Source organism: Planococcus circulans (genome assembly GCF_020023385.1).
Lineage (GTDB): Bacteria > Bacillota > Bacilli > Bacillales_A > Planococcaceae > Planococcus.
Genome location: NZ_JAIQCL010000003.1, coordinates 208,396 through 230,098 on the forward strand (window position 1 = coordinate 208,396; position 21,703 = coordinate 230,098).

The 21,703-nt window shown below is 45.8% G+C and carries 17 protein-coding genes; 16 read left to right on the forward strand and 1 reads right to left on the reverse strand.

From position 1 onward, the window contains the following. Positions 1-33 precede the first annotated feature (33 nt). The 9 genes from K8U60_RS07390 (at position 34) to K8U60_RS07430 (ending at position 11,905) form a co-directional block, all read left to right on the forward strand. On the forward strand, positions 34-1,344 hold the full coding sequence (locus K8U60_RS07390; RefSeq protein WP_223636514.1) for a sulfatase family protein: 1,311 nt from the start codon (positions 34-36) through the stop codon (positions 1,342-1,344). Between the two features lie 262 nt (positions 1,345-1,606). After that, complete coding sequence (locus K8U60_RS07395) at positions 1,607-3,991, forward strand: glycoside hydrolase family 65 protein (protein WP_223636517.1); 2,385 nt, start codon at positions 1,607-1,609, stop codon at positions 3,989-3,991. A gap of 54 nt (positions 3,992-4,045) precedes the next feature. Further along, a complete protein-coding gene (locus K8U60_RS07400) occupies positions 4,046-5,293 on the forward strand; it encodes a sugar ABC transporter substrate-binding protein (RefSeq protein ID WP_223636521.1) in 1,248 nt (415 codons plus the stop codon). 102 nt (positions 5,294-5,395) lie between these two features. Then, a complete protein-coding gene (locus tag K8U60_RS07405; RefSeq protein WP_263298600.1) occupies positions 5,396-6,277 on the forward strand; it encodes a carbohydrate ABC transporter permease in 882 nt (293 codons plus the stop codon). After that, positions 6,277-7,113 carry a carbohydrate ABC transporter permease gene (locus K8U60_RS07410; protein ID WP_223636527.1) on the forward strand — a complete coding sequence of 279 codons (837 nt, stop codon included), beginning with the start codon at positions 6,277-6,279 and terminating at the stop codon, positions 7,111-7,113. The genes K8U60_RS07405 and K8U60_RS07410 overlap by 1 nt, the downstream gene beginning before the upstream one ends. 24 nt (positions 7,114-7,137) lie before the next feature. Further along, entirely contained in the window at positions 7,138-7,836 is a 699-nt protein-coding gene (locus K8U60_RS07415) for a DUF624 domain-containing protein (RefSeq protein WP_223636530.1), read from the forward strand. Between the two features lie 46 nt (positions 7,837-7,882). Continuing rightward, the gene (locus K8U60_RS07420; RefSeq protein ID WP_223636534.1) at positions 7,883-8,938 is read left to right on the forward strand and encodes a LacI family DNA-binding transcriptional regulator; all 1,056 of its coding nucleotides are present in this window, start codon (positions 7,883-7,885) and stop codon (positions 8,936-8,938) included. Next, the gene (pgmB, locus tag K8U60_RS07425; protein ID WP_223636537.1) at positions 8,935-9,657 is read left to right on the forward strand and encodes a beta-phosphoglucomutase; all 723 of its coding nucleotides are present in this window, start codon (positions 8,935-8,937) and stop codon (positions 9,655-9,657) included. Before K8U60_RS07420 ends, pgmB begins: the two co-directional genes overlap by 4 nt. Beyond that, positions 9,632-11,905 (forward strand): glycoside hydrolase family 65 protein, encoded by a 2,274-nt coding sequence (locus tag K8U60_RS07430; protein WP_223636539.1) that lies wholly within the window; start codon positions 9,632-9,634, stop codon positions 11,903-11,905. The genes pgmB and K8U60_RS07430 overlap by 26 nt, the downstream gene beginning before the upstream one ends. A gap of 112 nt (positions 11,906-12,017) precedes the next feature. Here K8U60_RS07430 and K8U60_RS07435 read toward each other — a convergent pair whose 3' ends face one another. Continuing rightward, positions 12,018-12,902: a YitT family protein gene (locus K8U60_RS07435; RefSeq protein WP_223636541.1), complete on the reverse strand. Its 885-nt coding sequence runs from the start codon at positions 12,900-12,902 to the stop codon at positions 12,018-12,020. A 273-nt stretch (positions 12,903-13,175) separates the two neighbouring features. Here K8U60_RS07435 and K8U60_RS07440 point away from each other — a divergent pair, with 273 nt between their 5' ends. From K8U60_RS07440 to K8U60_RS07470, 7 genes are all read left to right on the forward strand, one after another. Continuing rightward, the gene (locus tag K8U60_RS07440; RefSeq protein ID WP_223636543.1) at positions 13,176-13,502 is read left to right on the forward strand and encodes a nucleoside triphosphate pyrophosphohydrolase; all 327 of its coding nucleotides are present in this window, start codon (positions 13,176-13,178) and stop codon (positions 13,500-13,502) included. Beyond that, the gene (locus tag K8U60_RS07445; protein WP_223636545.1) at positions 13,495-15,936 is read left to right on the forward strand and encodes a DEAD/DEAH box helicase family protein; all 2,442 of its coding nucleotides are present in this window, start codon (positions 13,495-13,497) and stop codon (positions 15,934-15,936) included. The genes K8U60_RS07440 and K8U60_RS07445 overlap by 8 nt, the downstream gene beginning before the upstream one ends. A 231-nt stretch (positions 15,937-16,167) precedes the next feature. After that, positions 16,168-17,118 carry a ribose-phosphate diphosphokinase gene (locus tag K8U60_RS07450; RefSeq protein ID WP_223636548.1) on the forward strand — a complete coding sequence of 317 codons (951 nt, stop codon included), beginning with the start codon at positions 16,168-16,170 and terminating at the stop codon, positions 17,116-17,118. Between the two features lie 332 nt (positions 17,119-17,450). Then, positions 17,451-18,497, forward strand: coding sequence for an SIS domain-containing protein (locus K8U60_RS07455; protein ID WP_223636552.1), 1,047 nt, complete (start codon positions 17,451-17,453; stop codon positions 18,495-18,497). Between the two features lie 34 nt (positions 18,498-18,531). Further along, positions 18,532-19,803: an ABC transporter substrate-binding protein gene (locus K8U60_RS07460; protein WP_223636555.1), complete on the forward strand. Its 1,272-nt coding sequence runs from the start codon at positions 18,532-18,534 to the stop codon at positions 19,801-19,803. A gap of 75 nt (positions 19,804-19,878) precedes the next feature. Then, on the forward strand, positions 19,879-20,763 hold the full coding sequence (locus tag K8U60_RS07465; protein ID WP_223636558.1) for a carbohydrate ABC transporter permease: 885 nt from the start codon (positions 19,879-19,881) through the stop codon (positions 20,761-20,763). Positions 20,764-20,797: 34 nt separating this feature from the next. Beyond that, the gene (locus tag K8U60_RS07470; protein ID WP_411730355.1) at positions 20,798-21,691 is read left to right on the forward strand and encodes a carbohydrate ABC transporter permease; all 894 of its coding nucleotides are present in this window, start codon (positions 20,798-20,800) and stop codon (positions 21,689-21,691) included. Positions 21,692-21,703: the final 12 nt, after the last annotated feature.

The window sequence follows — 21,703 nt, forward strand, 5'->3', positions numbered from 1 at the left end:
ACGATTTCAACAAAACAGGGAGGCGCTGATCCAATGGGGAAACCGAATATCCTACTGGTGATTTCACATGATACAGGAAGGCATTTAGAAAGCTATGGGCGCAAAGTGAAGACACCGGAACTGAACAGGATTGCGGAAGAAGGCATCCAGTTCGACAATTATTTTTGCACCCAGCCTCAATGCAGCCCTAGCCGGGGGAGCATCTTAACCGGGCAATATGGCCATAATCATGGATTGATCGGCCTGACGCATTTAGGGCACACAATGAAAGCCGGCATCAAGACACTTCCTTCAGAAATGAAAAGAGCCGGCTATGCCACTTCGCTTTTTGGTTTTTTCCATGAATCCATCGACGGAATTTATGAAGGGGAGAAATTAGGCTATGATCAGGTAGTCGAAGTCCCAGGAAATGCAGCAGAAAAAGTGACGGATGAACTGGAGAAGTTTTTGCTTGAAAGAGCGGAATCTGGCGATGCGCCACCTTTTTATGCTTCGGTCGGATTTGAAGAAACGCATCGCCCTTTTGATAAGTTTGAACCCGATTCCATCGATGAAGTGGAAGTTCCCCCGTACTTGCCGGATACAACAGAAGTCAGACAAGATATTGCCGACTTTCAAGGCTCTGTCAAAGAGCTGGACCGTGCAATCGGCAGGATAAGAAAATTATTGGAAGACACCCGTTTAGACGAAAACACGCTCTTGATCTATACGACAGACCACGGCATTGCTTTTCCAAGAGCAAAAGGCACATTGACGGATGCAGGTTTGGAAACAGCATTGATTATGAAATTCCCGAAAGGCATGGACAGAAAAGGAGTCAGGCAAAAAGAGCTTTTATGCAATATTGATTTAATGCCCACTCTTCTGGAATTTGCAGGTGGAGAAGTTCCTGTTGGAATTGATGGACGGAGTTTCCTGCCGTTGATCCAAGAGAAGAATTATACAGAACGCGAACATTTTTTCTGCGAACTGACCTGGCATGACCGTTATCATCCGATGCGAGGCGTAAGGACCGCCAAATACAAGTACATAAGAAATTTTGAAGACGGTCCGAAAGTATACCTCCCATTCGATATCCACGAGAGCCTTTCAGGGCGAGTGGTGAGGAAATCATATTATGTCCCAAATGCTGAAGAAGAATTATATGACCTGGATGCAGATCCGCAAGAGCAGAACAATCTTGCCGAGAACAGGGAACACCAGCATGTTTTGGAAGACTTGCGCGTTAAAGTTGAACAGTGGATGGTTGATACGGACGACCAATTGCTGTCAGGTCCGATAGAAGGCGAAGAAGCGGCAGAGTGGGAAAAAGAAAAACGTGAAGGAAATGTCTATAAATTTTGAATTGAAATCTGTAAAGCCCGATGATAAAACAAAATTCTTCAGCTGAAAAAGTTGTAGGATTTTGTTTTTTTATTTTATTGACTATTCAAAATATAGTGCATATAATAAGTCTTGTAAGCGCTTTCCATAAAATTCAAGGATTTTTATTTCAAAGGAAAGCTTGCTAGAGGAGAAGCGGAGATGCTTCTCAGACGGAAGCTCTGATATTTTTTTCGGAAAAAACTAAAACGTTTTCGTAAATGCGAAAGGGGCGGTTTCTTTGATGGATTATTCCATCGGCACAGGGGAGTTTAAGGACTGGATTGTGGCAGAGACTGCCTTTTCAGCCGAGAAATTGGGGAAAAGCGAAGCTGTTATGATGCTTGGAAATGGGTATATGGGGCTGCGTTCTGCGGCAGAGGAACCGTATGGACAGGAAACCAGAAACTTGTTCATCAATGGAACTTTCAATAGATCACAGGAAAATGAAGTGACCGAACTCCCTAATGCAGCCGATATCACTCGATTGGATATTCGCATCGACGGAGAACGGTTCAGCTTGGAATTCGGAAAAACCAATGATTACATCAAGCAGCTCAATCTAAAAACAGCGCAACTGACCAGATCTTTTATATGGGAATCACCGAAAGGGAAAAAGCTGCGGTTTCATTTCAAGCGCTTTGTATCGCTCGACAACCTGCATTTGATTGCGATGAAGATGGAAGTGGAAAGCTTGACCCATCCAGTGGCAATTTCTTTTGACAGTGGCATCAATGGGCGGATGACCAATTCGGGGTCGCAGCATTTTCTTGAAGGCGAGCGGAGAATACTGGACGACCGCTTGATCCAGCTGACTCAGAAGACGAACGAATCCGGTGTGGAAATGCTCTTTAATGCTGTACATACCATCCGCTTGAATGGGGAAAAGGTAATGCCGGCTGCAGATAAGGACATGGCTCGCCGGAAAGTGTGGATGACCTATGAATTCCAGCTCGAACCGAAAGAAAAACTGGAAGTGGAAAAATTGGCCACTGTGCATACGAGCCGAGACAGCGGGGACGGACAGCGATCAAAGAATTCCGCACAGCTGCTTCAGAAATCTCTCGACGAACTGAGGCATCATGCAGAAAAAGGATATGATGCCTTATTCGAAAAGCATCGCCAGGCATGGCAGGAAAAAGTTTGGGGAAATTACAATTTCGAGGTGGAAAGTGACCATCCGTTTGACCAGCTGGCACTCCGATTTTCACTGTACCACTTGACGGCCATGCAGCCTCCGGCATCTCACGAATATTTAGGCATCGGAGCGAAAGCGATGAGCGGAGAAGGATATAAAGGCCATACATTTTGGGACTTGGAGATTTTCATATTGCCGTTCTTCATCTATTCCAATCCTGCAGCAGCAAAATCGTTGCTTACCTACCGGTATCACGGCCTTGCAGGAGCACGAAGAAAGGCGGTGGAGAACGGTTATGCCGGAGCCATGTATCCATGGGAAATGGCTTGGCCGGAAGATGGAGAAACCACGCCGTTATGGGGAGATATTGATATTGTGACAGGAGAGCAGTCGAAGATCTGGTCAGGAATCATCGAACAGCATATTTCCGCAGACATCGCTTTTGCAGTTTATCAATACGAGAAGGTGACAGGCGACTCGGGATTTATGGAATGCTATGGGTACGAGATGGTCTTCGAAACCGCGAAATTCTGGTCTAGCAGACTGGAGTGGAACGAGGACCGGGAAGTGTATGAAATCCGCAATGTCCTTGGGCCTGACGAGTATAAAGAGCATGTGGACAACAATGCTTTCACAAATTATATGGCCTACTTCAATCTGAAACTCGCCGAACGCTATGCCGAACAGCTGTCATCCGAAAATCCAAAGCTTTTTCAGAAATTCGGTGTGGGGGATGCCCGCCTGGATTGGAAAGAAAAAGCGGAAAGCCTGTATTTGCCGAATCCGCGACCGCTAGACTCGGTCATTCCGCAAGACGATACGTATTTGCAGCTTCCCGAAATCGATCTTTCAACATACAAGAAGCAAACGAAGGTGAGGACGATCTACCGGGATTATAATGCGGAACAGATCAACAAAATCCAAGTGACCAAACAAGCGGATACCGTACTGTTATTCTATCTGCTGGAGCAGACCTTCCTGTGCGGGGACGCCCGCTTATCGAACACAGCCAAGCGGAAGAATTACCGGTATTATGAGCCCCGCACCTTGCATGACTCTTCTTTGAGTCTGGCGGTACATGCCGTTGTGGCGAACGATCTGGGGGAAACGGACATGGCCTACTCCCTGTTCCGTCAAGCCTGTGAAATCGATCTCGGGCCGCAAATGCATACGTCCGATGAAGGCATACATGCAGCGGCTATCGGAGGGATCTGGACCGCAGCGGTATTCGGCTTTGGCGGCGTCCGGTTATCGGATGAACTGCTGCGGATCAATCCCAGGTTGCCGAAGCAATGGCGGCGCATGAAGTTTACGCTCTACTGGAAGGGTGTGGCATTGACAATCGAAATCACCCATCAATCACTCAAAGCCACCCCGCACAGTGGAGAAGTGGTATTTGAAACTGGCGGTAAAATCTACAAAGCGGACAAGTTGATAGAAGTGCCGCTCACAAGTGAGGCGCAAATCCATTCGGGACAACCACTGCAGTAATAAAATGATTCGTTCATTTTATTTACTATAAAAAAATCAAAGGGGGCATTACACATGGTTTTTAAAAAGAAGTTCACGGCAGGTATAGCGTTTGCTGCACTGATGACAGGTTTGGCTGCATGCAGCGGAAACGAAGAACCGGCAACTGAAGGCGATGGCGAGGAAGCAAGTCAACAAATCACGATCTTCCAGACGAAGGTTGAAATTTCCGATCAGCTTGAAGCGGCGGCAGAAGCGTATACGGAAGAAACTGGAGTGGATGTGGAAGTCATCGGAACGACCGGCGATGATTATTTCCAACAGTTGCAAATCCGTCTCAATAATGGAACCGGACCTTCGATTATGAGTGTGCAGAATGCCACTGTAGCCGAAAGCTTAACATCGTATTTACACGACTTGAGCGGCGAGGAATTTGTAGATGACATTGCACCGGACATGGCTTTGACACTTGATGAGAAAGTGGTCGGCATACCATATGGTGTAGAAGGATTTGGAATTGTCTACAACAAGGAACTGGTGAATCCGGAAGACATTCAAGATTATGAATCATTTGTAAGCACATTGGAAAAATTCAATGCTGAAGGCATCAACGGCTATGGCTTGTCATCAGAAGCTTACTTCCTGATCGGCCATATGAGTAATTATCCATTCTCGATTCAGGAAGAACCGGTAGAGTTTATGGAGAGCCTGACTAATGGTGAAGTGACGATGGCGGAAACGGAAGAATTCCTTAGATTCGGTGAGTATATGGAAGCCATCAGAGCAAACACACCGAGTCCTCTGAGTACTTCTTATGACCAGCAGGTAGGCGATTTTGCAGCTGGAAAAACGGCCATGATCCATCAAGGAAACTGGGCATGGGGCTTGCTTCAAGATTTTGAAGTGGATTTTGAAGTCGGTATGGCTCCATTCCCACTTGAAGGAAATGACAAGCTTGCAGTAGGCGTCGGCAGCAACTGGGCGGTAAATGCAGATAAAGAGCCGGAAGAAATCCAAGCGGCTACTGACTTCCTGGAATGGCTGCACACGAGCGAAACCGGCAAGCGCATCATCGTTGAAGAGTTTAAATTCGTCCCTGCGATGACGAATATCGAAGCCACTGACTTGGACCCATTATCACAAGCTGTGTTGGAAGCCTCCAACAGCGGGAACACGATTCCTTGGGCACATAACTACTATCCGGCGAACCTTGTACCGAATGACTTTGCACCCGCTGCAGAAGGATTCTTTGTGAATGAAGAGACTACAGGCGAAGAATTCATCAGCAATCTGGATGCCGCTTGGCAGAATGCGAGCAAGTAAAGGGATCTGTTCAGGATGTACGTATAAATAAAGAGAGCACGCCTGTACAGGCGTGTTCTGCTTTTTCTCTATTAAAGAACGAAGTTGTTAAGGAAAGAGGGGATGGACGTGGCCAACAGGAAGAATATCGGCTGGTATCTCTTATTTACGTTACCGCTGCTTATCATTTTTACAATCATTGTCATCATTCCGTTTATAATCGGAATTTATTATGCCTTTTTCGAATGGGATGGCATCAACGCCAATCCGAAAGTTTTTGTCGGCATGGAGAATTTCCTGACTCTGTTTTCGGATGAGCGCTTCTTGAAATCGACATGGCTTACGGTTTTGTTCACGGTATTGTCTGTAATCTCGGTCAATGTAGTGGGGCTCGCATTTGCTTTGCTGGTCACTTCAAAACTTAAGCTGGCCAATTTAGCGCGCACCATGTTTTTCATGCCTTACTTGATTGGCGGCCTGATTCTAGGTTATATCTGGCAGTTTGTGTTTCTGGACGTCTTCACATTTGTAGGTGAAGCGGTCGGACTCGAAAGCATCTTTTTCAACTGGCTGCTTAACGAGAATTTCGCCTTGTTTGCTCTTGTGTTTGTTTTTACTTGGCAGATGGCCGGCTATGTCATGATTGTCTACATTGCAGGGATACAGGGCATACCTGGAGAACTGATTGAAGCTTCAAAAGTCGATGGGGCCAGCAAATGGCAACGCCTGATGAGAATTACGTTCCCATTGCTCATGCCCGCATTTACCATCAGTCTGTTCTTGACATTGTCGTACGGCTTTAAAATCTACGACGTCAACTTATCATTGACGGGCGGTGGACCGGCAAATGCGACAGAACTTTTTGCGATGAATATTTACAATGAAATTTTTGGCTACGGAAATTATGGATACGGTCAGGCAAAAGCTATTTTGTTCTTCGTGATTATCGCAGCTATTACATTGACCCAAGTTTACCTGACGAAGAAACGGGAGGTTGATATGTAATGCGTATACTCAGCAAATGGTCGAGAGAAATCCTTTTGATAGTGGTTGCTTTAATCTTTCTGTCTCCCATCTATATCATATTTATCAACTCGTTCAAGACGAGACAGGAATTGTACGAGAATACGCTGGCTTTTCCAGAGGTCTTCGGTTTCCAATTCTATACAGAAGCGATGGAAAAGATGAATTTCTTCAGTGCTTTTTTGAACTCGATGTTTGTCACCGTCGTTTCGGTGGTGTTCATCGTCATCCTGTCATCGATGACAGCCTGGATGCTGGTCCGATCCGGAAGCCGGATCAGTACCATCATTTTCATGACGCTGATCGCCACGATGCTGATTCCATTTCAGACACTGATGATGCCGCTTATGCAGCTGGTCACAGGGATTACAGGCAATCTGGGCATTCCTTTGTACAACACGCTCAGCGGTCTGGTTTTCATGAATATCGGTTTTCACGCGGCTCTTTCTGTTTTTCTTTACCATGGCTTCATCAAATCGATTCCTATTTCACTGGAGGAAGCAGCAACGATTGATGGAGCTTCAAAGTTCGGAGTTTTCTGGCGGATCATTTTCCCGATTTTGACACCTATTACGGCGACTGTCATGATTTTGAATGTCATTCTGATTTGGAACGATTTCCTACTGCCTTCACTGACACTTGTCGACAAAGAGCTGCGGACGATTCCATTGTCTGTCTTCTACTTTTTCGGAGAGTTCACCATTGAGTGGAACCTGGCGATGGCAGGATTGACGTTAACGATTATTCCAGTAGTTATTTTCTATATCATTGCACAAAAATACATTATCAAAGGAATCGGCGAAGGGGCTATCAAATAAGCCTTTTCAAAAGGAGATGAAAACATGCAGGAAGTGAGCGGGATTATGGGCGTGTTCTATACGGCAAGCGAATGGTTTTTGAAAATGGCGACCGTCAATTTCATGTGGTTTATCATGAGCCTTCCGTTATTCACTGCATTTGTAGTCATTGACCTCAGCCATGCAGCTGGAATCGTATTTTTCGGTGCTGCTGTCCTGCTGTTTACGCCCCTTCTGTTTTTTCCGGCGACGGCCGCTGCATTTGCGACTGCCCGGGATTGGCTGCTCGGCCGTGATTCTTCTTCCATGAAGATGTACGTAAGCAATTTAAAGGCGAACTATAAAGATAGTATGAAAATGGGTGTGCCGTTTGCGGCAATCTGGCTGGTTTGGTATTATGCGTATTTCTATCTCAGAACAGGAAGCGATTCGCTCGATTTGCTGTTTCTGATCATCGGCTTAGCATTGTTCATCTATACCGTGAACTTTCTGTCAATCAGCGTCCATTACCGGATGAATCCTAAAGAACGTCTTGTTAATGCGTTCTTCGTTACAACCGGCAGCCCGCTGCTGAGCCTATTCATTCTGGGCAGCAATGGCTTGCTCATTTGGATCAGTGTCGTCAAGCTGTTGTTGCTTTTACCACTTTTGACCTGTTCATTGAGTGCTTTTCTGTCATTTTCAGCATTTTACAGCTTTACATTACGGGTCAAGAACAAACAGGAGGCCAAAACCTCCAGCTGAAATGCCCTTTTAACTTGATAAACTCACGTAGGAAGTGAAACAGTGAATGTCGACAATAAAAGAAGTTGCCAAAAAAGCGGGAGTTTCCGTCAGTGTCGTTTCTAAATCTTTTAATAATTATGCAGATGTAAAGGAAGAAACGAGGCAACGCATTTTTGCGATTGCCAAAGAATTGAATTATTCTCCGAACCTCAATGCCAAAAATTTATCATCCAAAAAACAGATGACGCTTGGACTGATTTCTTCCGGCGTGCTGAATGACAATGAAAATGACAGCAATGCGTTCAATATCTTCAAAGGCGTCTATCAGGAAGTGACGAACAGCCGCTTTGAATTATCCATTTACCTGATCGATTCCCAACAGCAAAAACAGCAGAGCTATGTCCGCTACTGCCGTGAACGAAATATCGGCGGAGCCATCTTACAGGGCATCCGGACAGATGACCAGTATTATAAAGAGCTGATTGACTCCAGTTTGCCTTGTGTGGTGCTCGACATCATGGCCGAAACCGTCAATGGATTGATCGGCAGTGTTTCCATTGATAATGCCAAAGCCGTGGAAGAAGTGGCGGCCTATCTGCTGGAACTGAATCATCGCAAGCTGGTAGTCGTGTCAGGAACACGTGAAACCTATGTCAACTCAGAGCGCTTGAAAGGCTTGGAGAGAGCATTGAACGCCTCTGGCATAGAGTTGAGTGATATTGATATTCTGGAAGCTTCTTTCTCGGAAGAAAAGGCGTATGAACTTGCCAAAGCGTATCTTCAGGAAAAACAGCCCACAGCTTTTCTTTGTTTTAGTGATTTGATGGCTTACGGTGTGATGAAGGCAGTGAAAGAAGCGGGCTTAAGAATCCCTGAAGACATTTCCATCACCGGAATTGACGATTTGTTGCTGAGCCGGTACATGCAGCCGCCGCTTACGACGATCCGGCAAGATTTTGTGAAAATCGGAAAAATATCGGCCCGTTTGCTTCAGGAAATCATCGAAGGCAAATCGGAAAGACAACATATCTGGGTTCCGCATCAGTTGTTGGAACGGCAAAGTGTAAAGCGCCTATCGAGCGTTCAAATAACAGAAGAAGAAAAGAGGGAAACGATATGACCCGCCATCCGAAACTGTTTATATATGACCTTGACGGCATCCTGACCGATACAGCCGAATTCCATTACATGGCATGGAAAAAACTCGCCGAAGGGCTCGAGATTTCTTTTGATTATGCGTTCAACGAGCAGCTCAAAGGAATCAGCCGCATGGATTCACTGGACCGTATTCTGGCGTTGGATCCTTCCAGTGGCGGTTTTACAGACGAGGAAAAGCTCAAATTAGCTACACAAAAGAACGAAAATTATTTGGAACTGATCGAAGAAATCACGCCGGCTCATATTCTGCCCGGCATAGAAGCTTTTTTGGAAGCCAATAGAAAATCGGATGCAAAGCTGGCGCTGGGATCGGCCAGCAAAAATGCGCCAGCCATCTTGGAAAAGCTCGGCCTTGCCGGCTATTTTGATTATATAGTGGACGCGGCAAAGGTGAAAAAAGGAAAGCCGGACCCGGAAACGTTCACTGTTGCTGCAGATGCTTTCGGAATCGATTACGGGGACTGTGTTGGAATAGAAGATGCAGCGGCCGGGGTGGAAGCGATCAATCGAGCCGGAATGTTCTCTGTGGGTGTCGGGGATAGAGCTTACCTGTCACATGCTGATTATTTGGTGGCGGAAACCTCTGAATTGGATTTTGATAGAGTGGTCCGGCAGTTCGGCAAAAAAAAACGCCGGCTTTTAAAGGAGTGGAAGCATGACCTGGAAATTGACGAAAGTTGAACTGGACAATCCGAATCTGCTGGTGACCGAAAGCCTTCTCTCGTTAGGGAATGGCTATTTGGGCGTCAGAGGAAATTTCGAAGAAGGATACAAAGAGGGCTTTAAATCGATTCGCGGCGCCTATATCAATGCATTTCATGATGAAACGGAAATCAGCTACGGTGAGAAGCTGTACGGATTTCCGAGCAAGCAGCAAAAGGTCTTGAATGTCATCGATGCGCAAACGGTCGAAATCTATTTGGATGATGAACGATTTTCATTGTTTGGAGGAGAGATATTGGTTTGTGAACGCAACCTGCATATGGATGCGGGCTTTGCTGAACGGATCGTCCACTGGATTTCTCCCAAGGGAAAAGAAGTGAAGATCCATTTCAGACGGCTGGTTTCATTCGTGGCAAAAGAATTGTTCGCGCTTGAAATCAGCATTGAACCGGTTACGCCGATCGGACAAGTGAAGATCGTTTCAATGCTCAACGGAGACGTCTCCAACTATGTCGACAAAGAAGATCCGCGTCTTGCTTCCGGCCATACGAAGCGCCTTCATGTGACGGATGTACGCCAGGAAGAACAGATCAGCATTATAAAAGACACGACATACAGCACCAAATTGGAAGTGGCTTGCGCATCGACAACTAGTGTACAGGCAGAAAGCCATGAATACAGCAGCGAGCTGAAAGGCGCGAGCGTGGAAGAAACCTACAGCTGTACAGGCACACAACCGGTCCATTTCACCAAGTACGCAGTCTATACAGATACGCTGCGCCATGGGGAACATGTCGATGAGGAAGCGCTAAAGCTTCTGAAACAAATGAAGCAAAGAACCTTTGTGGAGTTGCTCATAGCGCAAAAAGCATATTTGGATGATTACTGGGCAGTCTCGGATATTGCGATAGACGGCGATGAGCAGGTCCAGGAAGGCATCCGCTTTAATCTGTACCAGCTCCTGCAATCGGTGGGCAAAGATCCGGCCAGCAATATCGCAGCAAAAGGCTTGTCGGGTGAAGGCTATGAAGGGCATTATTTCTGGGATACGGAAATCTACATTTTTCCGGTATTTTTAATGACCAATCCGGCCATCGCAAAAAACCTGCTGCTGCATCGTTACTCCATCCTCGACAGTGCCAGGGAGCGGGCAAAGGAAATGGGGCATGAAAAAGGGGCATTGTTTCCGTGGCGCACGATTACCGGTCCGGAAAGCTCTGCATTTTTCCCGGCGGGTACGGCACAGTACCATATCAGCGCGGATATCGCGTACAGCTATATTCAATTCTACTTGGCCACAAAAGATGAAGCTTTCCTGAAAGAATATATGGCGGAGGTGCTGTTTGAAACCGCCAGGCTCTGGGCAGATACAGGGCATATGCAAAACGGCGAGTTCCGGATCGACAGCGTCACGGGGCCCGATGAATACACCTGCATCGTCAACAACAATTATTACACCAACGTGATGGCAAAACACAATCTGCTGTGGGCAGCCAAAGTATTCGGACATTTGAAGAAAACAGACGGCGAGCGCTTGCAGCAGCTGACGGACCAGTTGGAGCTGACAGAAGCAGAAGTGGCCGGCTGGAAGACCGCTGGCGACAATATGTACCTGCCTTATGACGAAACGTATAAAATCAATGCGCAGGACGACAGCTTCCTGAAAAAGGACCGCTGGGACCTGAAAAACACACCGGCCGAAAAATTTCCGCTCTTGTTGAACTACCATCCGCTGACCTTGTACCGGTACCAGGTGCTGAAGCAGGCGGACACGGTGCTTGCGCATTTCCTGCTGGAAAATGAACAGGAGTTGGAAACGATGAAAAACTCCTATGATTATTACGAACAAATCACCACCCACGATTCTTCGTTGTCTTCTTGTGTCCATAGCATCATGGCCTCGAAACTGGGCTATTACGAAAAGGCCTACGCATACTTCATTGAAACAGCACGGCTGGACTTGGAAAATACGCACAAGAACACAAAAGACGGCCTGCATATGGCGAATATGGGCGGCACTTGGCTCGCCATCGTCTATGGATTCGCCGGATTGCGGCTGAAAGAAAGCGGCCTCTCCTTTGCGCCTTCTCTTCCGGCTGAATGGAATTCCTTTGAGTTCCGCCTGCAGTACCAAGGCCGGCTGCTGAAGATCCGCAAAGAAAGGGAAACGGCAAGTTACACAGTTCTGCAGGGAGAGCCTTTGAACATCATCCATAACGGCGAAACGCTCGGTTTGGAAAGCGGGAAAGAAGCGGTTGTTCAATAGGTTGGAAGGGTATAAGAAGCCGATGGGGATAGAGAACTAAATGATTAAAAAAACGCACCGACCCTGAGCTCTAACTGGCTCTAGTGTCGGTGCGTTTTTGATCTGTACGATTTTATTTAGAAGAGTTTGGCACAACAGCGGCCACGGAACGTTTCGGTTCGCCTGGTTTCTTGAGCGTACCACTCCGCCGGAAATTCCCCATAACTTCCATCGTCTCCGTAATGCTGACGAACGCGTTCGGATCGATCGACTTGATGAGCGGCCGGACATAGGCAAGTTCATAACGCGTGATGACGCTATGGAGAACTTTAACTTTGGTGCCTGAATAGGCGCCTTCGCCGTCAGTCACCGTAATGCCGCGGTACAAGCTTTCGAGCAATTCTTTTTTGACCGCGTCGCCTTGGCTAGTGACCACCATGAGGCTCAGCTTGATATGGCGCGTGTGTATGCGGTCCATGACGATCCCTGTGATGTAGATGGAAGCCATTGTGTACATCGCCAGTTCCCAGGAAAAGATGAACCCGGACATGAAAACTACAACGCTGTTTAGACAAAATACCAAAAAACCGAGCGGGATGTCGCGCTTCAGCGTCAACAGCAGCCCGACGATATCGAACCCGCCGCCCGAACCATAAAACCGGATAATCACACCAGCGCCTGCACCGACGATGACTCCGCCAAACACGGAAGACAACAGGGCATCTTCAGTGACTTGCATGATGGGAATGTAAAGCATCGCAATCGATGTCACAGCCACGGAAAAAATACTATTGAGGACAAACACCTTGCCAAGCTTCATCCATGCAAGCATGAAAATCGGTACGTTCAGGACAACCAGCCAAATTCCTGCGTTAATCGGGGTCAGTAACCCCAAAATCATTGCGACACCCGTGACGCCTCCGGATAAAATCTCATGAGGCAGTAGAAACAAATTAAATGCTGCAGCAAGCAGCAACGATCCTGCAAAAATGGCCAGCAGGCTATAAAAACTCTTCACGCATACATCTCCGTTCTTTCGTTAATTCATCTCCAAAAAACATAGTGGCCGCCCAATAATATTATTAAGCACAATGTTTCAAATGATAAGCTCTGAGTGGTGTGAATGCAAGAAATTGGTTATTGGGAGGCGAATAGGACTCGTTAGGATTTAATGGCGTATTGGGAACAGGGGATCGCTGATTATATTTTTGCTTTAATGATTGAGTAAGCTAACTGCTTTTTCTATATGTTAAAATAACCTAAATAAATATTTCTCTAAAGGAGCCGACCTATGCCCATCTACAATAAATTAGTCCGCGATGCGATACCGGAAGTAATCAAAAATACCGGAAAAGAATCATCAATCCGTATTCTGGAAGAAGAAGAGTATAAAGCCGAAGTGAAAAAGAAGTTAGGCGAGGAACTTGAAGAGTATAAAGAAGCAGCCACCGACGAAGAAGCAGTTGAGGAGTTAGCCGATATCCTTGAACTGCTTCACGCGGCTGTGAAAATTCACGGTTCTTCTATTGAAGAGTTGGGAAAAATCCGCCAGGCAAAAGCTGAGAAACGCGGCGGTTTTGACAAACGCATCTTCCTGATCGAGGTTGAAGATGACTAAGCTGGAACTGGTCACTTCTCAGCTTGTCTCGCATTTGGAAAGGCTATCAAAAGAAGCGGTTGAGATTCAGTGGATTACAGCGTTTGCGATGAAGTCGGGTGTGAGAAAGATCATACCGTTTCTGCAGAAAGCGGCTGAAAGCGGCGTACCGATTAAACTACTGGTAGGCGATTACCTGTTTGTTACGCAGCCGGACGCCTTGCAATTGCTTTTGGAAGAACTGCCTTCTGCGGAAATTCGGATTTGGAGGAGTGGCAGTACTTCCTTCCATCCGAAGTCTTATTTGTTCCGGGGGACAGCCGCTTCACATTTGATTGTAGGATCTTCTAACCTATCGTCATCTGCATTAACAACAGGAGTTGAGTGGAACTTAATAGCGCCGACTTCTGTGGATGCAGAAGTTTTTGAGGAAGCGGTTACTCAATTTCTGAAAAATTTTTATGCCGAGCAGACGGTCTCTTTGAATGCGGAGACACTTGCGGAATATCGGTCATTACATAAAGCAGCAAATCTCAAACGGCCCATCAGTCCCGTCTGGTCTGAAGCGGAAGAAGTCGAACTGACGGTAGGTCCAGCTTTTTCGCAACTGCCGGAAGTGGCTGAGACTCAAGTTTCGTACAGCGCTTCGATTTCACCGAGGCCTGCGCAGCGTGAAGCACTGGATGCACTAGACACTGTGCTGGCTGAAGAATACAGCCGCGCGATGGTAGTGCTGGCGACAGGCTTAGGCAAAACTTATTTAGCCGCTTTTTTTGCGGAGAAATTCAAACGGGTGTTGTTTGTTGCACACCGGGAAGAAATTCTTACCCAAGCGAAGCAGTCATTTCAGCATGTTCATCCGGACAGGTCGAGTGCTTTTTATAACGCTTCGGAAAAGAGAACCGATGCTGATTTTATTTTTGCTTCGATCTATACATTAGGCAGCCAATATCATTTAGACAAATTTGAAAAGGATGCCTTTGATTTGATTGTGGTCGATGAATTTCACCATGCAGCGGCACCGACTTATGAGCGCCTGCTTAATCACTTTGAACCAACGTTCTTGTTGGGGATTACGGCCACGCCTGACCGTATGGACAATAAAGACGTGTATGCGTTATGCGATGGGAATGTGGCGATCTCGATTCATTTCCTGGATGCCATCGAGCGCAATTGGCTCGCGCCGTTCAATTATTACGGTGTGTATGATGATACCGATTACTCTGCTATTCCGTGGAGGGGAACCCGGTATGATGAACAGGAATTGCTGCAAGTTCAGCTGCGTGAAAATTTTGCACAAAAGATTTTCGAAGAATGGAATCGGCACAAGCAGACAAGAACAATCGTCTTCTGTTCCTCGGTAAAGCAGGCTGTATACATGAACTATTTCTTTGAGCGCAAAAGCGTCCATTCAATTGCACTCCATGGTGAATCTCATCCGCAAGAGCGCAAAACTGCCCGTTCCAAACTGGATTCTGGTGAACTTGAACTTATATTCACGGTCGATCTATTCAATGAAGGTGTTGATATTCCAAAAGTGGATACACTTCTATTCATCCGTCCGACAGAATCTTTGTCCGTTTATACGCAGCAAATTGGCCGCGGACTGCGGATTGCAGAGGAGAAGTCGCATTGCGTCATCATCGATTTCATCGGCAATTACCGAAATGCAGATCTGAAACTGGCGGTTTTTGATAAGGAAGGCAAGCCGGTGGGAAATAAAGCCACTCAACCACTTTTGCCCCTCCACTGTGAATTTAACTTAGATCTTCAAGTGATTGATTTGCTGGAGGAAATGCGCAGAAAAAGAGCCCCACGCAAAGAAGCGCTTGTACTGGCCTATCATGATTTGAAAAAGGAAGTTGGCAGGCGTCCGAAGTACTTGGAATTCCACCTTCACGCCAACGTCGATTCCAAAACAGTAAAACAGGAGTTTGGCAGTTACATAGGGATGCTCGCTTATGCGGATGAACTGACGGAAACAGAACAAGATGTCTGGCTGAAATTTAAAGGCTGGTTTTTGGAAGTCGAAAAAACAGGGATGACCAAAAGCTATAAGATGGTCGTCTTGAGTTATATGCTGTCAAAAGGTCTGGAAAGATGGCTTGAACCGATAACACCGGATGAAGCAGCACCTTTCTTCCATAATTATTTAACCGAAAAAGACTACCGCATGAATATCGACTTTAGTGACGCGCAAGGGAAGCGGCTGCGTAACTTTGAACAAAAGCAAATAGCGGACTTGATTGCACAGATGCCGATGGCGAAGTGGAGCGGAAGTGCGAAAGAAGGAATGGTTTCTTTTGAGGATGGTATTTTTAAATTCGATGTTCTAGCTTTAGGGAACGAAAATGAGTCTTTATATAACTGGACTCAGGAAATAGCGGAATATCGGCTGAATGCTTATTTTGAAAGGAAATCAGTGTCTTTGACAGTTAACTCAACTATTACGTAAGTTGACAGTCGTAAGGCGCGGAGCTTCACTATAAAAAAGCTGCTGAGCTAGGAAAAAGAACTTTTTTCAATTGAGCAAACATGGAAAACTCTCTTTAACCAGTGGCTATTACCTCGTGAAAAAGGTATTATAAAAGCAACTACTGAAGTTCAAATGTCAGTTGATGGACCTTCACGATAGCTGATCGGCTATCAGGTTTTACAAAATAATCGTTGCGGAGGGGACTACAAATTGCCATATCAATTAGGGAAGAACTTTAAGCTATTTACATTGAGTTCAAATCCGGAACTAGCCCAGGAAATTGCGACTGAACTTGGTTGTCCGCTCGGGAAAAGCTTCATCAAACACTTTAGCGATGGGGAAATCCAAATCAATATTGAAGAAAGTGTCCGTGGTAAAGAAGTGTACTTGATCCAGTCGACTTCCCAGCCGGGAAGTGAGCATGTCATGGAACTTCTGATTATGATCGATGCGCTGAAGCGGGCATCTGCGGAGACGATCAACGTCGTCATGCCTTACTACGGCTATGCGCGGCAGGACCGGAAAGCGAGTTCGCGTGAACCGATCACTGCAAAACTGGTGGCCAATATGCTGGAAAAAGCAGGGGCTACCCACATCATCACCATGGATTTGCATGCGCCTCAAATCCAAGGGTTCTTCAATATGCCGGTAGATCAGCTGCTCGGTGAGAAGATCCTATCGAAGCATTTCCTGGAAAAGGGATTGGAAGATGCCATCGTGGTAGCTCCGGACAATGGCGGTTTGGGAAGAGCCCGCAAACTGGCCAGCCATTTGGACGTTCCGATCGGCTTTATCGATAAACGCCGCATGCAGCCGGGCGAACCGGAAATGGTCAATATCGTCGGAGACATTGAAGGCAAGAACGTCATCATCATTGTGGATATCATCGATACCGCAACCACAATTTCGTTAGCAGCGAATGTCCTGGTTGAAAACGGTGCGAAAGCTGTTTATGCCTGCTGTACGCACGCAGTCCTATCTGGTGAAGCGGTACAACGAATCGAAGAGTCGGCCGTTACGGAACTGGTTGTCACCAATACAATCCGCGTGCCTGAAGAGAAACGTACGCCGAAAATCACGATTCTTTCAGTCGCGCCTTTATTGGCTGAAGCGATCGAGCACGTCCATAATGAAAAACCGGTCACGCCTTTATTCGAATAAAGGTGTGACCGGTAGTAGAAATTGCTATCTTTTACTTTGTGATCCAGCAAAATTGAATTACGTAAACTTTAAGGCGCCGCTATATGCGGCGCTTTTTTTGTTGGCTTGTATTTCGTCTATAAAGTATTAACTTCGATTATCGGAAGAAAGGAAAGAAATTCAAAGATGATTATAAAAAAACTAGATGAAATGCTACTGCCTGGTTTTTTTAAAACAGCTTAAAAAAATAAAAAAATTAAATTATCAAATTATATTGACTATTTAAAATACTTCGGCATATAATACTAATTAATATAACGTCATATGACGTTATAAATCTTGGAGGTGTTGAAATGAAACAGGAGCAAGGTACAATTATTGAAGAAGTAGCAGGTGGAATTATCAATGAAGTGCAAGGAACAGCCATGAAACCGGAACATGCTATTCAGATCGCCAACGTGTTGGAAGCGGTAAAAGCCCGCGACATTAAGAATGTCTATTTTGTAGCGTGCGGTGGTTCAATGGCTTCGCTGTCATTCGGTGAATATTTCATCAGCAAGGAAACAGAAGTCCCAAGCTTCGTTTATACAGCGAACGAGTTTATTCACCGCAATCCGAAAAGTGTCGGTGAAAATACACTGGTAATTTTACGTTCACATTCAGGTACAACTCCTGAAACGGTTGAAGCAGCAAGCTTTGCCCGTGAAAAAGGCGCATTGACTGTGTCCATCTCAATGGAAGCAGATTCACCATTATGCCAGGCAGCTGAACACATCGTTCATTACAATTACAAAGATGGTTCGGACGCTATCGACGGTGAAGTCGGTATTTTCTATACATTAATCTTCGAATTACTGAACGCATTGGCTCCGAATGAAAAATACAAGCGTGTTGTCAGCCAATTGCCGAATATTGGCGAATTGATTCAGAAAAATATCGAACAATTTGCGGATGCCGCAAACGAATTCGGCAAAAAGAACAAACGCGAAAAAATTATCTACACAATGGCAAGCGGTGCGTACATCCACCATGCTTACTCATTCACAAGCTGCCTGTTGATGGAAATGCTATGGATCCATTCAAACGCAATCCATTCCGGAGAATTCTTCCACGGACCGTTTGAAATCACCGATTACGATGTGCCATTCCTGGTTGTGAAAGGCGATGGAGCAAGCCGCCCGCTGGACGAGCGTGCACTGGACTTCGTACAGAAATTCAGCGACAAAGTGGAAGTGGTCGATATCGAAACTTTAAACTACGACGGCGTAGACGAAGACTTGAAAGAATACTTCGGGCCGGCACTCACCGGATCGGTTCTTCGCCTCTATGCGGATGCGCTAGCCGAACACACTGGCCATCCATTGTCGGTCAGAAGATATATGTGGAAAATGGATTACTAAAAATAAACGGGGTTCATCAGAAAGGGGATACGAAATGAAGAAAACATTGTGCTTTTCGATTTTGTTGCTTCTGCTTTCGACGTTATTAGCTGCATGTAATTCAGGTGAAGAACAAAGTGCCAACGCAGATGGAAAAGTTGAAATCGACTTTTTCCACAGATGGCCGAACGAACCTAGAAAATCCTTCTACGACGAAAAAGTCAAAGAGTACATGGAGCAGAACCCGGATGTTCACATCAACGTGGATTATGTCCTGAATGACGCTTACAAAGAAAAGGTCCGTGTTTTAGTATCGAGTGATGAGCTGCCGGATATCTTTACTGCCTGGTCAGATTCATTCGCAGAAAACCTGGTTTCTTCTGAGCGCATCATGCCACTGAATGAAGTCATTCAAGAAGACGAGGAATGGTCAACGAAAATCATCGATTCCCAGTTCGGCGGATTCACTTTTGACGACACGACGTATGGCGTTCCCTTTACTGTAGACGGCAAAGCATTCTTCTATAATAAAGCGGCCTTTGAAGAAAATAATATCGAAATTCCAAAAACCTATGACGAGTTGATTGCAGCGCTCGACAAGCTTCAAAGTGCGGGCTATGAACAGCCGTTGGTGGAAGGGTTGACCAACACATGGGCGATTTCGCATTACCTCGGCACAATCTTTGAACGAGTTGTGGATCCGGCGGTATTGGAAAAAGACTATAACGAAGAAACAGCAGAATTTACGGATCAAGGATACATTCAAGGCCTTGAAATGTTTGAAGAATTGACAGGCTATATGGGAGACGTTTCCACTGCAATCGATCACGAAGCGGCACGCAATATGTTTGCTGCCGGTGAAGTACCTGTCTTGTACATGCAGTTCGCGGAAATCAAAATGGTCGAGGAAGCGGGAGATGTGGAATTTGGATTCTTTGACTTTCCGGAAGTTGAAGGTGCAGCAGGCGATCCGACAGCACTTACAGGGGCACCAGAAGGATGGATGGTCAGCAAGAACGCCCCAGAAGAAACCATCGATTTCCTGAAATTCCTGACTTCAGAAGAAACGGCGGCTGAATTCACGAAAACAGATGGCCAACTGAACGCTATTGAAGGCGCAGTGACCGAAGAGAACGTCAATCCAACAAGTCTTGAAGCGTATGAACTAATCACCAATGCTTCTTCGACAGCGCCATGGTTTGACAATGCAGTTAACATCAATGTAGCAGACGTCTTCATGCGTGGAGGGCAAAGCTTGGCTACAGGGCAGGCAACGCCTGAGGATATTTTAAAAGAAGCGCAGCAGGAAGCAGCAAACCAGAAATAGCAGCAGTGCAGAACTGGATAAGTCCTAATGTTCAGTTGAATATTAGGACTTATTAAAATGAAAGAAGGTGCACGTATGATAGCAAGAAGAAACCGCATGATCCCAGCCTTATTCATATTGCCCAGTCTCTTGTTCTTGGGAATCTTCATCTACATTCCACTGGTCCAAAACTTCTATAACAGCTTTTTTGACTTTAGCGTGTTTTCCCCGACGAAAGAATATGTTGGGTTCTCGGCTTTTGAGCAGCTGTTTGCTGATAAAGTCGTCATGACAGCTTTCATCAACAATATCAAATACGCAATCATCTCGGTGATTTTTCAGGTAGCATTCGCGCTGGTCCTTGCTACGATACTTGAAGATAAGTTGTTCCGGCGGATTGCACCGATGTTGCGGATCATTTACTTTATCCCAGTCATGATTTCGATTTCGGTTATCGCCTTGTTGTTCAATTTTATTTACAATCCTCAAATGGGTCTTTTAAATAGCTTTTTGGAGCTGGTCGGTTTGGAAAGTCTGGCCTTGCCTTGGTTGGGAAATGCGACGACTTCGATTTATGCAGTTATAGCGATGTCGCAATGGCAAAGCATCGGATTCATTACCATGCTGTTCATCGTAGCGATCCAGAAAATTCCTAAAGAGCTTTATGAGGCGGCCAATATAGACGGTGCCGGTAAGATACGGCAGTTTTTCAATATTACCGTCCCCCAAGTGAAAGAAGCCCTGTTCGTCAACATGCTGATTACTATCACAGGAGCCATGCTCGTTTTCAACGAACCGTACATACTCACTAATGGCGGTCCGGGTACGAGTTCGATGACATTGTCGGTGTACATGTACCAGCAAGGATTTTTCAAAGACAATATGGGTTATGCATCGGCTGTCGCCACATTGATCTTCGTCGTGACTGCGATATTCGCCCTTATCCAAATCAAGGTCTCGGGAACCGGAAAGGATGAGTAGGATGACAAAAACAAATGAAAATATTAAAGCCGATCTGTTCACCTCAGATACGCAAATCAAAAAAGCCCGTTTAGCTAAAATGGACAAAACGACCAGAAGAACAAATCTGCAGGGCAAAATTTCGAAAAACATAATTCTTCTCGGCCTGCTTTTGTTTGCTTTTGTCATCCTCTATCCACTTTTTTGGATGGTAGTTTCTTCGATGAAAAGTTATGATGAAATCTATAACAATGTATGGGGGTTGCCGTCCGTTTGGCATTTTGAAAATTACGCGACAGCCTGGTCGATGGGAATCTCGGGCTATTTCTTCAACAGCCTATTCGTTACCTTGGTTACGATTGTCCTCGTCGTCCTGATTGGTTCGATGGCAGCGTTTACACTGTCCCGCTACAAATCGAGATGGATTGATGTGGCGTTGATCTTCACCATCGGCGGCATCATGATGAATCCACAGGTAGCGCTCATTCCATTGTTTGAAATGCTGACTTGGATGAATTTGATCAATACGCATTGGGCATTGATCTTAACGTATGTAGCTTACCGGCTGCCGTTGACGATCATCCTGATACGCGCATTCTTCCTGAGCATTCCAAGAGAACTGGAAGAATCGGCAATCATCGATGGCTGCAGTGAATTTGGCATTTATGCACGAATCTACCTGCCGCTTTCGATTCCAATCATCGTGACGACAATTGTACTGACGGCATACTTTGCCTGGAATGAATTTATGTTTGCGACCGTGTTTATTGATTCGGACGTATTGAAAACAATCCCTTCAGGCTTGATGAATTTTAGGGACGCACTCAGAACTGATTGGGGCGTATTGCTTGCAGGGATGGTGATTGCGGCAATCCCGATGGTCATCCTGCTGGTATTCCTGCAGCGGTATTTGGTCAGAGGGCTGTCGGAAGGGTCTGTTAAAGGATAAGAGGAGGAATTT

Bases quoted from the DNA above. Each gene is read 5' to 3' on its own strand.
- K8U60_RS07390 (WP_223636514.1), top strand. From the start codon at position 34: ATGGGGAAACCGAATATCCTACTGGTGATTTCACATGATACAGGAAGG.
- K8U60_RS07395 (WP_223636517.1), top strand. From the start codon at position 1,607: ATGGATTATTCCATCGGCACAGGGGAGTTTAAGGACTGGATTGTGGCA.
- K8U60_RS07400 (WP_223636521.1), top strand. From the start codon at position 4,046: ATGGTTTTTAAAAAGAAGTTCACGGCAGGTATAGCGTTTGCTGCACTG.
- K8U60_RS07405 (WP_263298600.1), top strand. From the start codon at position 5,396: ATGGACGTGGCCAACAGGAAGAATATCGGCTGGTATCTCTTATTTACG.
- K8U60_RS07410 (WP_223636527.1), top strand. From the start codon at position 6,277: ATGCGTATACTCAGCAAATGGTCGAGAGAAATCCTTTTGATAGTGGTT.
- K8U60_RS07415 (WP_223636530.1), top strand. From the start codon at position 7,138: ATGCAGGAAGTGAGCGGGATTATGGGCGTGTTCTATACGGCAAGCGAA.
- K8U60_RS07420 (WP_223636534.1), top strand. From the start codon at position 7,883: ATGTCGACAATAAAAGAAGTTGCCAAAAAAGCGGGAGTTTCCGTCAGT.
- pgmB (WP_223636537.1), top strand. From the start codon at position 8,935: ATGACCCGCCATCCGAAACTGTTTATATATGACCTTGACGGCATCCTG.
- K8U60_RS07430 (WP_223636539.1), top strand. From the start codon at position 9,632: ATGACCTGGAAATTGACGAAAGTTGAACTGGACAATCCGAATCTGCTG.
- K8U60_RS07440 (WP_223636543.1), top strand. From the start codon at position 13,176: ATGCCCATCTACAATAAATTAGTCCGCGATGCGATACCGGAAGTAATC.
- K8U60_RS07445 (WP_223636545.1), top strand. From the start codon at position 13,495: ATGACTAAGCTGGAACTGGTCACTTCTCAGCTTGTCTCGCATTTGGAA.
- K8U60_RS07455 (WP_223636552.1), top strand. From the start codon at position 17,451: ATGAAACAGGAGCAAGGTACAATTATTGAAGAAGTAGCAGGTGGAATT.
- K8U60_RS07460 (WP_223636555.1), top strand. From the start codon at position 18,532: ATGAAGAAAACATTGTGCTTTTCGATTTTGTTGCTTCTGCTTTCGACG.
- K8U60_RS07465 (WP_223636558.1), top strand. From the start codon at position 19,879: ATGATAGCAAGAAGAAACCGCATGATCCCAGCCTTATTCATATTGCCC.